The organism is Curtobacterium sp. MCLR17_036 (assembly GCF_003234445.2).
Lineage (GTDB): Bacteria > Actinomycetota > Actinomycetes > Actinomycetales > Microbacteriaceae > Curtobacterium.
The window spans coordinates 2,438,885-2,450,360 of sequence record NZ_CP126269.1 but is presented as its reverse complement, the minus strand read 5'-3'; the positions used below and the strand labels follow the sequence as shown (position 1 = coordinate 2,450,360).

Below are 11,476 nucleotides of genomic sequence, written 5' to 3'. Positions count from 1 at the left end.
CGACCGCCTGGACGGACCCGGCCACGGCCCTGGGCGCGACCAGCGGCCGGGCCGCCGCCGACGGGGCGGACGCCGCCCCGGGCCTCCCGACCGCCGACGGGGCGGACGCCGCCCCGGGCCTCCCGACCGACGACGTGGACTGGGGCGCCCTGCGGGACGCCGCCACGGCCGCGATGCGGCGCGCCTACGCGCCGTACTCGTCGTTCCCGGTGGGTGCCGCGGCGCTCACCGACGACGGCCGGATCGTCTCCGGGTGCAACATCGAGAACGCGAGCTACGGGGTGACGCTCTGCGCGGAGTGCTCGCTCGTGTCGCAGCTGCACATGACCGGCGGCGGCAAGCTCGTAGCGTTCACGTGCGTCGACGGCGACGGGGCGACCCTGATGCCGTGCGGCCGCTGCCGGCAGTTGCTGTTCGAGCACTCGACCGAGGGGATGCTCCTCGAGACGGTCTCCGGCATCCGCACCATCGACGAGGTCCTGCCCGACGCGTTCGGGCCGCGCACCCTCGCCACCTACCAGCAGGAGCACTGACATGGCCGTCGAGCCGTTCGACACCGTCGACCTCATCCGCACGAAGCGCTCCGGTGGCGCCCTGGGCACCGCCGAGGTGGACTGGCTCGTCGACGCGTACACCCGCGGCTACGTCGAGGACCCGCAGATGGCCGCGATGGCGATGGCGATCTTCCTGAACGGGATGGAGCGTCGGGAGATCAAGGACCTCACGCTCGCGATGATCGCGTCGGGGGAGCGGATGTCCTTCGGCTCGCTCGGCAAGACGACGGTCGACAAGCACTCCACGGGCGGCGTCGGCGACAAGATCACCCTGCCGCTCGCGCCCCTCGTGGCGTCGTTCGGGGTCGCGGTGCCGCAGCTGTCCGGCCGTGGGCTCGGGCACACCGGCGGGACGCTCGACAAGCTCGAGTCGATCCCCGGGTGGCAGGCGTCGATCTCGAACGACCGCATGCTGCAGGTGCTGCAGGACGTCGGCGCGGTCATCTGCGCCGCCGGTACCGGCCTGGCGCCCGCCGACAAGAAGCTCTACGCGCTCCGCGACACCACCGGCACGGTCGAGTGCATCCCGCTCATCGCGTCGAGCATCATGTCGAAGAAGATCGCCGAGGGCACCGGTGCGCTCGTGCTCGACGTGAAGTTCGGGTCGGGGGCGTTCATGCCCTCGTACGACGCTTCGCGTGAGCTCGCGCAGACCATGGTCGACCTCGGGAACGACGCAGGCGTGAAGACCTCGGCGCTGCTGACGGACATGGAGGTCCCGCTCGGGCTGACGATCGGGAACGCGCTCGAGGTGCGGGAGTCGGTGGAGGTCCTCGCAGGCGGAGGCCCGGCCGACGTCGTGGAGCTCACCGTGGCACTGGCGACCGAGATGCTCACGCTGGCCGGGCTGCCGGACGCCGACCCGGCGGCCGCACTGGCCGACGGTCGCGCGATGGACACCTGGCGCCGCATGATCGAGGCGCAGGGCGGCGACGCGTCGGCGCCGCTGCCGGTCGCACGCGAGCAGCACGTCGTCACCTCGCCGTCGTCCGGGGTGCTCGCGTCGCAGCAGGCACTGCCGTTCGGGATCGCAGCCTGGCGCCTCGGTGCCGGCCGCGCCCGCGCGCAGGACCCGGTGCAGGCCGGCGCCGGCATCGAGCTGCACGTCAAGCCGGGCGACACCGTGACCGAGGGCCAGCCGCTCTGGACGCTGCACACCGACGAGCCAGCCCGGTTCGACCGGGCGCTCGAGTCGCTCGAGGGCGCGTGGTCGATCGGCTCGTCCGACGTCGCCGTGGCGGCCCGCGGGCCGATCGTGCGGGAGCGGATCGCGGGCTGACCGTCCGTCGTGCACAGGTGCCTGCGCGGGGTCGGTGACCACCGGTAGCCTGGGCGCATGAGCGCCGACGCCACGACCTACCGCCTGCCCGACGCCGGGGCGGTCATCAACGACCTGCCGAAGGTCTCGCTGCACGACCACCTCGACGGCGGCCTGCGACCGGCGACCATCGTCGAGCTGGCCGGTGCCGCGGGCGTGACGCTGCCGACCACCGACCCGGCCGAGCTCGGGCAGTGGTTCGCGGACCAGTCGAACTCCGGCTCGCTCGTCGAGTACCTGAAGACCTTCGACGTCACCACCTCGGTCATGCAGACGGCGCCGCAGCTGCACCGCGTCGCGAAGGAGTTCGTCGAGGACCTCGTCGCCGACGGCGTCGTCTACGGCGAGGTCCGGTGGGCGCCCGAGCAGCACCTGCAGGGCGGCCTGGCCCTCGACGAGACGGTCGAGGCGGTCCAGGCCGGCATCGAGGAAGCGGTCGACGCCGCCGGTGGGCGCATCCGCGTCGGCCAGCTCGTCACCGCGATGCGCCACGCCGACCGGGCGCTCGAGATCGCCGAGCTCGCCCTGCGCCACCGCGACCACGGGGTCGTCGGCTTCGACATCGCCGGCGCCGAGGCCGGGTTCCCCGCCTCGAACCACCGCGCCGCCTTCGACCACCTGGCCTCCGAGCTCTTCCCCGTCACCGTGCACGCGGGCGAGGCCGACGGGCTCGCGTCGATCCGCTCCGCGCTCGTCGACGGCCGCGCGCTGCGCCTCGGGCACGGTGTCCGCATCTTCGAGGACGTCACCCTGTCCGACGCGGGCGACGGCTCGACGCTGGCCTCGCTGGGCGAGGTCGCCTCGTGGGTCCGCGACCGCGAGATCCCGCTCGAGGTCTCGCCGTCCTCCAACCTGCAGACCGGGGCGATCGCCGCGTGGGGCGACGACCTCGCCGACCACCCCTTCGACGTGCTGTACCAGCTCGGCTTCCGGGTCACGGTGAACACCGACAACCGCCTGATGAGCGGGACGTCGCTGTCGAAGGAACTCGCGCTGCTCGCCGGCACGTTCGGCTACGACCTCGACGACCTGGCGGCGTTCCAGATCAACGCCGCGCTGGGCTCGTTCCTGCCCCTCGAGGACCGCGAGGACATCATCGCCACCATCACGGCCGGGTACTCGGAGGCGTAGTCGGATGGGACTGCCACCGCTGCCGGACGCCGCCGTCGTGCTCGGTGCGACCGCGCCCACCTGGCGGGACGCGCTCCGTCTCGCCGGTGGGGCGCTCGTCGCGACGGGGACGACGACCGACGACTACACCGACGCCATGATCGGCATGGTCGAGGAGCACGGTCCGTACATCGTGATCTCCCCGGGGCTCGCGTTCGCCCACGCCCGGCCGGGTGGCGCCGTGGTGCGGGACGGACTCGCGGTCGTGACGCTCGCGACGCCGGTGGCCTTCGGCCACCCGCACAACGACCCCGTGCGGGTCGTGCTCGGTCTCGCCGTCGCCGAGGTCGGCACCCACCTCGAGTCGATCGGCGAGATCGCGAACCTGTTCAACGACGCGACCGTCACCGGGCGGATCGCTGCGGCGACCACGGCGGACGAGGTCCGCGCCATCATGGGGGTGTCCGCGTGAAGATCGTGACCATCTGCGGCGCGGGCATCGGCTCGAGCGGCATCCTCAAGGTGAACGCCGAGAAGGCCCTCACCGCGCTCGGCCTGCACGCCGAGGTCGTTGCGGCCGACGTCGCCTCGGTGCGCGATGCCTCGGCGGACGCCAACGTGATCCTGACGAGCCAGGAGTTCGTCGAGGCGATCGGGGACACCTACGCCGAGGTGATCGTGATCCGGAACCACTTCGACCAGGGCGAGATCACGGCGGCGGTGGACCGGGCGCTCGGTGAGCACTGAGATGAGCACTGAGGTGAGCACTGAGGCGAGCACTGAGGCGCGTGTGGCGGCCGCCACCGGAGCGGTCCTCCGCCTCTAGAGTTGGGGGCATGAGCACCGAGAACCCGCTGAACGACCCCGCTGCCGACCCGTTCGAGGTCGCGCGGGCCGCCGCCGCCGTCATCGCCGAACAGTCCGGCATCGAGCGGCACGACATCGCCCTGACCCTCGGGTCGGGCTGGGGCAAGGCCGCCGACATCATCGGCGAGACCGTCTCCGAGATCCCGGCGGACCAGGTCCCCGGGTTCAGCGCCTCGGCGGTCCCCGGGCACTCCGGCACCATCCGGTCGATCCGCCTCACGGACGGCCGGCACGCGCTCGTCATCGGCGCCCGCACGCACTACTACGAGGGCCACGGGGTCCGCCGGGTCGTGCACAGCGTCCGCACCGCCGCGGCGACCGGGGCCTCGGTCATGGTGCTGACCAACGGTGCCGGCGGCATCAAGGAGCACTGGACGCCCGGCACGCCCGTGCTCATCAGCGACCACATCAACCTCACCGCGGACAGCCCGCTCGAGGGGGCGACCTTCATCGACCTCACCGACCTGTACTCGTCGCGACTGCGCGCGATCGCCCGCGGCGTGGACCCCTCGCTGGACGAGGGCGTCTACACGCAGTTCCGCGGCCCGCACTACGAGACCCCGGCCGAGGTGCAGATGGCGAAGACCATCGGCGGGCACATCGTCGGCATGTCGACCGCGCTCGAGGCCATCGCCGCGCGGCAGGCCGGCATGGAGGTCCTCGGGTTCTCGCTCATCACGAACCTCGCCGCCGGCATCCAGACGACGCCGCTGTCCCACACCGAGGTGCTCGAGGCCGGCAAGCAGGCCGAGCCGGTGATCGCGGACCTCCTCGCCCGCGTGGTGGCCGCCCTGTGAGCGTCCTCGACGCCGCGCGCGCCTGGCTGCAGCAGGACCCCGACGACGAGACCCGCGACGAGCTGCAGCGGGTCGTCGAAGCCGGCGACACCGACGAGCTCGAGGCCCGTTTCGCCGGGCGCCTGGCGTTCGGCACGGCCGGGCTCCGGGCCGAGCTCGGGTACGGGCCGCTGCGGATGAACCGGGTCGTCGTGACCCAGGCGGCGGCCGGGCTGGCGCGGTTCCTCATCGACAGCGGACGCTCGCGCAGCGTCGTGATCGGCTACGACGGCCGGGTCAACTCGGACGTGTTCGCGCGCGACTCCGCCGAGGTGATGCGCGGCCTCGGGCTCGAGGTCACGCTGCTGCCCTCGGCCCTGCCCACCCCGGTGGTCGCGTTCGCGGTGCGGCACCTCGACGTCGGCGCCGGCGTGATGGTCACCGCGAGCCACAACCCGCCGCGGGACAACGGCTACAAGGTGTACCTCGGGCAGGACGACGAGGGCTCCCAGATCGTGCCGCCCGTCGACGGCGAGATCGCGGCGGCCATCGACGCCGTCGCGGCCGGTTCGATCACGGACCTGCCGCGGGCGACCGACTACACGGTCGCCGACGCCGCCCTGGTGGACGCCTACGTCGCCGCGACGGCCGCCACGGTGCCGACCCCGGCGCTCGACCCGCAGGACCAGCCCACGGTCGTCTACACGGCGATGCACGGCGTCGGGTGGCAGACCGCCCGCGCGGTGTTCACCGCGGCCGGGTTCGCCGAGCCGGCGGTCGTGCCGGAGCAGATCGAGCCGGACGGTGCGTTCCCCACGGTCTCGTTCCCGAACCCCGAGGAGCCCGGCGCGATGGACCTGGCGATCGCCCGCGGTGTCGCGGTCGGCGCCGACCTCGTGATCGCGAACGACCCCGACGCCGACCGGCTGGCGCTGGCGGTCCCCGCCGTCTCCGACTCGGGCGCTCCGACGTTCCGCCGGCTCTCCGGCAACGAGGTCGGCTGGCTGCTCGGCTGGCGTGCCGCCGCCCGCGCGTCCGACGCCGGGGTCCGTGGCACGCTCGCGGCCTCGATCGTCTCCTCGCCCGCCCTCGCCCGCGTCGCCGCGCGACACGGCCTGGAGTACCGCGACACCCTGACGGGCTTCAAGTGGGTCTCGCGGGTGCCCGAGCTGCTGTTCGGGTACGAGGAGGCCCTCGGCTACCTGGTCGACCCGGAGGTCGTCCGCGACAAGGACGGCATCTCGGCGGCGCTCGCGCTGCTGTCGCTGGCGTCGGAGCTCGCCGCGGCCGGTTCGACGATCGCCGGCCAGCTCGACGCGTTCGCCGCCGAGTTCGGGGCCTTCGCCTCCGGGCAGGTCGCGACCCGCGTGGACGACCTGTCGCGCATCGGCGAGGTCATGGCGTCGCTGCGGGCCACCCCGCCGACGACGCTCGGCGGCCTCGACGTGCTCGGCGTCACGGACTACGTCGACGGCGCCGACGGCTTCCCGCCGTCGGACATCCTGCGCTACGACCTGACCGGCGACGCGCGGGTCATCGTCCGCCCGAGCGGCACCGAGCCGAAGGTCAAGGTCTACATCGACACCGTGGCCGAGACCCCCGCCGAGGCCGCGCGCCTCGTCGACGCCCTCGCCGAGGCGGTGCGCCCGCTCGTGTCCTAGGCGCGGGCCGCCCCCGGGCGGTGCCGTTGCGCTTCCCACAACCAAAGTGACCTCGAACCGCACGAACACGCGGTTTGCGGTCACTTTGGTTGTGCGCGGCCGCACGGCCGGTAGCCGTCCACAAGTGGGCATCCGATGCACTGTGTCCACAGGTGAGTGGTCGAGCCGAGGACATCGTCGGTGGGCCGGGCACCGTACCGGCATGACACGACTCACGATCATCCGTGGCGGTTCCGCGGACCCGACCGGCAGAACCGGTCGTGACCACCGTCGTGGGGTCGACGCGGGACGACTGGTCCGGCTCACGCCCGGGCGCTTCGTCGACGCCGCCGACTGGCGTCGCGCGACTCCCGGCGAGCGACACATCGCTCGCATCAAGGCCGTCCATGACCGCTTGGACGGGCGGCTCGTGGTGTCGCACGCCTCGGCCGCGGCGCTGCACGGGTTACCGTGGCGCGGTGAGTTCCCGGATGTCGTCGAGGTCATCGACCCCCGACGCACGACCTCGCAGGCGCTCACGCACGTCCGCAAGCGTCCGGGCAGGGGCAGGACGCTGCGCACCCAGGTGATGGTCGCGAACGGGCGGGCCCTCACCGATCTGCTCACCACCGTCGTCGACGTGGCGATCTCCTACGAGCTCCGCATCTCGGTGCCCGCCCTCGACGTGGCGCTGCGGTGCGGCGTCACCCCGCGGGCCTTCCGGCTCGAGTTGGCGAGCCGCGAGGCCGTCCACGGCAAGCATCGGGCCGAGGTGGCGATCGAGCTCGCGGACGCAGCCAGCGGATCGCCGGGCGAATCGGTGGCGAGGGTCGCGCTCGACGAGGTCGGCGCCCCTCGGCCGGTCCTGCAGCAGGAGTTCCGCGACGCGGCGGGGTTCATCGGTCGGGTCGACTTCTGGTTCCCCGAGCACGGTGTGGTCCTCGAGTTCGACGGTCGGAGCAAGTACACCGACCCGGCCCTCCGCCCGGCGGGAACGTCCTCGGCCGACGTCGTCGTCGCGGAGAAGCGTCGCGAGGACCGACTCCGTCGGCACCCCGACGTCCGTTCCGTCGGCCGGTTCGGCTGGGACGAGGCGAACGACGCCGAGACATTGCGCGGAGTCCTGCTCGCCGCAGGCCTGCCAACGACGACTCGGACGTTCCACAGACTCCGATGACGCCGTTGGGCGGAGCACGGCGCACAACCAAAGTCACCCCGAACCACGCGATCGTGCGGTTCGGGGTGACTTTGGTTGTGCAAAGAGGATTCGCGCCAGCGGAGCGCGTCGCAGCCGCCGCTACGCGAGCTCGAGCAGCACGTGGCCGGACGAGATCGTCTGGCCGACCGGGGCGTTCAGGCTCGTGACGACGCCGTCCTTGTGGGCCTGGACGGGCTGCTCCATCTTCATGGCCTCGAGGACGACGAGCAGGTCGCCCTTCACCACGGTGTCGCCCTCGGCGACCGCGAGCTTCACGACGGTGGCCTGCATCGGCGAGGCGACGGACCCGCCCGACCCCGCGACGCCGCCGCGCACGGCCGACGAGCGGCGCTTCGGGGGAGCGGAGGGACCGGCGGGACGACGACCCGCGGCCACGCCACCGCCGACGATCGACGGCATCGTGACCTCGATGCGCTTGCCCTGCACCTCGACGACGACGCTCTCGCGGGCGGCCGGGGCGGGGAGCTCCTCGGGGGAGCCGCTCCACGCCGGGATGTCGTTCTGGAAGTCGGTCTCGATCCACTGCGTGTACACGGAGAACGGCTCGTCGTCGGGGGTCGCGAAGGCCGGGTCCGACACGACCGCGCGGTGGAACGGCAGCACGGTCGGCAGGCCGGTGACCTCGAACTCGGCGAGAGCCCGACGCGAGCGTTCCAGGGCCTCGGCGCGCGTGGCGCCGGTGACGACGAGCTTCGCGAGCATCGAGTCGAACGAGCCGGACACGACGTCGCCGGACACGACGCCGGAGTCGACGCGGACGCCGGGGCCCGACGGCGCGTTGAACGCGTGCACGGGGCCGGGCGCGGGGAAGAAGTTGCGGCCCGGGTCCTCGCCGTTGATGCGGAACTCGAACGAGTGCCCGCGGGGCGCCGGGTCGGAGTAGTCGAGCGTGCCGCCCTCGGCGATCCGGAACTGCTCGCGGACGAGGTCGATGCCGGTGACCTCTTCCGACACGCAGTGCTCGACCTGCAGGCGGGTGTTCACCTCGAGGAACGACACGGTGCCGTCGGCCCCGATGAGGAACTCGCAGGTGCCGGCGCCGACGTAGCCGACCTCGCGCAGGATCGCCTTCGACGACTCGTACAGTCGCTCCTGCTGCGCGTCGGTCAGGTACGGCGCGGGGGCCTCCTCGACGAGCTTCTGGTGGCGACGCTGCAGCGAGCAGTCGCGCGTCGAGACGACGACGACGTTGCCGTGCTCGTCGGCGAGGCACTGGGTCTCGACGTGGCGCGGCTTGTCGAGGTACTTCTCGACGAAGCACTCGCCGCGGCCGAACGCCGCGATGGCCTCGCGCGTGGCCGACTCGAAGAGCTCCTCGACCGAGGCACGGTCCCGCACGACCTTGAGCCCGCGGCCGCCGCCGCCGAACGCGGCCTTGATCGCGACGGGCAGCCCGACCTGGTCGACGAAGTCGAAGACCTCGGACACGTCCTGCACGGGCTCGATGGTGCCGGGAGCGAGCGGTGCGCCCACCTTCTCGGCGACGTGGCGGGCGGAGACCTTGTCGCCGAGGCGCTCGATGGACTCCGGCGACGGACCGATCCAGGTCAGCCCCGCGTCGATGACGGCGCGGGCGAAGTCGGCGTTCTCGGCCAGGAACCCGTAGCCCGGGTGCACGGCGTCGGCGCCGGAGCGACGGGCCACCGAGATGATCTTGTCGATGACGAGGTAGGTGTCGGCGCTCGTGGTGCCGTTCAGCGCGTAGGCCTCGTCAGCGAGGCGTGCGTGGAGGGCGTCACGGTCCTGGTCGGCGTAGACCGCGACCGATGCCTTGCCTGCGTCGCGGGCCGCGCGGATGATGCGGACGGCGATCTCGCCGCGGTTCGCGATGAGGACCTTGCTGATACGGGGCATGAGACATCAGCGTATTCGTGCGGTCGCGGGACGAATTGACCGGCATCGACAAAGAACCAGCCCCGCACAGTGTGGATGTCTACAGCGACCAGAGGTCGTGCCAGTCGATCCCGGAGCCCCGCAGGAGCATCGACCGCAGCACCGGCAGCGACATGCCGATCACGGCGGAGGGCGCGCCGTCGATCCGGGTGATGTACGCCGCCGCCCGCCCGTCGATGGTGAACGCGCCCGCGACCTCGAGCGGCTCGCCGGTCGCGACGTACGCGTCGATCTCGTCCGCCGAGACGTCGTCGGCGAAGGTGAGCACCGCGCTGTCGACCGCGACCACGCGGTCGCCCGCGGCGGCCAGCGCCGAACCGCCGGGCGCGACGTCACCCAGGTCGGGGACCCCGGCAGCCGACGTGACCAGGGGGCGGACGGGAGGCACGGCGCGGGCCGGACCCGTGCCTCCCGTCCGTCCCGTGGCCGGGTCCAGATCGCGGCGCCGGTCGACGACGCAGTGTCCGCTCCACAGGGTCCCGCCGCCGGCGGCGAGCATCTGTCGCCAGCGATCCCGGGCGACCGCCGGGTCGTGCGGCTTGCCGTACAGGCGTCCGTCGACCTCGAAGGCGGAGTCGCCGCCGAACACCACGCCGTCCACCGGCGAGCCGGCGACGGCGGCGTCCGCGACGGCCGACGCCTTCGCGACCGCGAGGAGCGAGACGAGCTCGGGGCCGGTCAGGTCACGGCCGAGGGACGCGGCGGCGGCGGCACCGGCGGCGTCCTCGTCGACCCCGGGGGAGACGAGCACCGGCTCGATCCCGGACTGGGCGAGGAGGGCTCGGCGGGCGGGGGATGTACTCGCGAGGTACAGACGCATGGGACCATCTCACCATGGGTGAATCCGTCGGCACGCTGCTCGAACTCGACGTCACCGGGATCGCCCACGGCGGCATCTCGGTGGCACGGCACGAAGGACGGGTGGTCTTCGTGTCGGACGCGATCCCCGGGGAGCGCGTCGTCGCCCGGGTGACCGAGGACCGCAAGAAGTCGTTCTGGCGCGCCGACACGGTCAGCGTCGTCACCCCGAGCGAGCACCGCGTCGACCACGTCTGGCCGGAGGCCGCGCTCGACCGCGACCCCGAGACGCGCCCGGGCGGTGCCGAGTTCGGGCACATCGCCCTCGCCCACCAGCGCACGCTGAAGCACGACGTCCTCGTCGACGCGTTCGCGCGGTTCGCCCGCACGGACCTCGCCGAGGTGCTCGGCCACGACGTCGTCGTCGAGGCGGCGCCCGGCGACGACGCCGCGAACGGCCTCGGCTGGCGCACCCGCGTCCGGCTGCACGTCGACGAGCACGGCACCGCCGGCCCGTTCGCCGCCCGTTCGCACTCCGTCATCCCCGTCACGAGCCTGCCGCTCGCGAGCGCCGCGGTGCAGCAGAGCGCGCCGCTCGGCCGCGGGGTGATGCCGGGCTCGTCGGTGATCGACGTCCTCGCGCCGAGCGGGTCCGAGGGGGCACGGCTCGTCATCGACGAGCAGAAGCCCACGGTCGTGACCGAGGTCGTCGGGGAGCGCACGTTCCAGGTCGACGACAACGGCTTCTGGCAGGTGCACCGCGCCGCGGCGACCGTGCTCACCGAGGCCGTGCAGGACCTGGTCGACCGCGACCGCCTCGACCCCGAGGGCACCCACCTCGACCTGTACGGCGGTGTCGGGCTGCTCGCCGCAGCGCTCGGCGACCTCGTCGGCCCGAAGGCGCGCATCACGAGCGTCGAGAGCGCGGGGCGTGCGACCGAGCACGCGCAGGAGAACCTGTCCGAGTGGATCGGCGCCCGCGCCGAGACCGGGCGCGTCGACCGCTGGCTCGCGAACACGGTGGCCAACGCCTCGCGCGCCGAGCAGGACCGCTTCCGCGCCGGCACGGTCGTCCTCGACCCGCCGCGCGCCGGTGCCGGTCGGCAGGTCGTCGAGCAGATCGCGGCACTGGCACCCGCACAGGTCGTCTACGTCGCCTGCGACCCCGTCGCGCTCGCCCGCGACGTCGCGACCTTCGCGGACCTGGGGTACACGCTCGAGGCGCTGCGGGCCTTCGACCTGTTCCCGCACACGCACCACCTCGAGGCGGTCGCCCGACTCGTGCCGACGCGCTGAGGTCG

General features: G+C 73.0%; 11 protein-coding genes. 9 read left to right on the top strand and 2 right to left on the bottom strand.

Features of this window, described 5'->3' with window-relative positions:
- The first annotated feature begins 134 nt into the window (after positions 1–134).
- The 8 genes from DEI99_RS11390 to DEI99_RS11355 all read left to right on the top strand — a co-directional run bounded on the left by DEI99_RS11390 (position 135) and on the right by DEI99_RS11355 (position 7,442).
- The gene (locus tag DEI99_RS11390; RefSeq protein ID WP_111040798.1) at positions 135–533 is read left to right on the top strand and encodes a cytidine deaminase; all 399 of its coding nucleotides are present in this window, start codon (positions 135–137) and stop codon (positions 531–533) included.
- A 1-nt stretch (position 534) separates the two neighbouring features.
- Entirely contained in the window at positions 535–1,833 is a 1,299-nt protein-coding gene (locus DEI99_RS11385) for a thymidine phosphorylase (RefSeq protein WP_111040773.1), read from the top strand.
- 57 nt (positions 1,834–1,890) lie between these two features.
- A complete protein-coding gene (locus DEI99_RS11380) occupies positions 1,891–3,003 on the top strand; it encodes an adenosine deaminase (RefSeq protein ID WP_111040774.1) in 1,113 nt (370 codons plus the stop codon).
- Positions 3,004–3,007: 4 nt separating this feature from the next.
- On the top strand, positions 3,008–3,454 hold the full coding sequence (locus tag DEI99_RS11375; protein WP_071261476.1) for a PTS sugar transporter subunit IIA: 447 nt from the start codon (positions 3,008–3,010) through the stop codon (positions 3,452–3,454).
- The gene (locus tag DEI99_RS11370; protein ID WP_111040775.1) at positions 3,451–3,729 is read left to right on the top strand and encodes a PTS sugar transporter subunit IIB; all 279 of its coding nucleotides are present in this window, start codon (positions 3,451–3,453) and stop codon (positions 3,727–3,729) included. The genes DEI99_RS11375 and DEI99_RS11370 overlap by 4 nt, the downstream gene beginning before the upstream one ends.
- 89 nt (positions 3,730–3,818) lie before the next feature.
- A complete protein-coding gene (locus tag DEI99_RS11365) occupies positions 3,819–4,646 on the top strand; it encodes a purine-nucleoside phosphorylase (protein ID WP_111040776.1) in 828 nt (275 codons plus the stop codon).
- Positions 4,643–6,286 (top strand): phospho-sugar mutase, encoded by a 1,644-nt coding sequence (locus DEI99_RS11360; RefSeq protein WP_111040777.1) that lies wholly within the window; start codon positions 4,643–4,645, stop codon positions 6,284–6,286. The genes DEI99_RS11365 and DEI99_RS11360 overlap by 4 nt, the downstream gene beginning before the upstream one ends.
- Before the next feature lie 202 nt (positions 6,287–6,488).
- Complete coding sequence (locus DEI99_RS11355) at positions 6,489–7,442, top strand: hypothetical protein (protein WP_111040778.1); 954 nt, start codon at positions 6,489–6,491, stop codon at positions 7,440–7,442.
- 120 nt (positions 7,443–7,562) lie between these two features.
- Here DEI99_RS11355 and DEI99_RS11350 read toward each other — a convergent pair whose 3' ends face one another.
- Both DEI99_RS11350 and DEI99_RS11345 read right to left on the bottom strand, forming a co-directional pair.
- Entirely contained in the window at positions 7,563–9,338 is a 1,776-nt protein-coding gene (locus DEI99_RS11350; RefSeq protein WP_111040779.1) for an acetyl/propionyl/methylcrotonyl-CoA carboxylase subunit alpha, read from the bottom strand.
- Positions 9,339–9,417: 79 nt separating this feature from the next.
- On the bottom strand, positions 9,418–10,197 hold the full coding sequence (locus DEI99_RS11345; RefSeq protein ID WP_111040780.1) for a Maf family protein: 780 nt from the start codon (positions 10,195–10,197) through the stop codon (positions 9,418–9,420).
- 14 nt (positions 10,198–10,211) lie between these two features.
- Between DEI99_RS11345 and DEI99_RS11340 the strand changes: the two genes are divergently transcribed.
- Positions 10,212–11,471 (top strand): class I SAM-dependent RNA methyltransferase, encoded by a 1,260-nt coding sequence (locus DEI99_RS11340; RefSeq protein ID WP_111040781.1) that lies wholly within the window; start codon positions 10,212–10,214, stop codon positions 11,469–11,471.
- Positions 11,472–11,476 lie beyond the last annotated feature (5 nt).

Bases quoted from the DNA above. Each gene is read 5' to 3' on its own strand.
- DEI99_RS11345 (WP_111040780.1), bottom strand. From the start codon at position 10,197: ATGCGTCTGTACCTCGCGAGTACATCCCCCGCCCGCCGAGCCCTCCTC.
- DEI99_RS11355 (WP_111040778.1), top strand. From the start codon at position 6,489: ATGACACGACTCACGATCATCCGTGGCGGTTCCGCGGACCCGACCGGC.
- DEI99_RS11385 (WP_111040773.1), top strand. From the start codon at position 535: ATGGCCGTCGAGCCGTTCGACACCGTCGACCTCATCCGCACGAAGCGC.
- DEI99_RS11365 (WP_111040776.1), top strand. From the start codon at position 3,819: ATGAGCACCGAGAACCCGCTGAACGACCCCGCTGCCGACCCGTTCGAG.
- DEI99_RS11350 (WP_111040779.1), bottom strand. From the start codon at position 9,338: ATGCCCCGTATCAGCAAGGTCCTCATCGCGAACCGCGGCGAGATCGCC.
- DEI99_RS11340 (WP_111040781.1), top strand. From the start codon at position 10,212: ATGGGTGAATCCGTCGGCACGCTGCTCGAACTCGACGTCACCGGGATC.
- DEI99_RS11375 (WP_071261476.1), top strand. From the start codon at position 3,008: ATGGGACTGCCACCGCTGCCGGACGCCGCCGTCGTGCTCGGTGCGACC.
- DEI99_RS11380 (WP_111040774.1), top strand. From the start codon at position 1,891: ATGAGCGCCGACGCCACGACCTACCGCCTGCCCGACGCCGGGGCGGTC.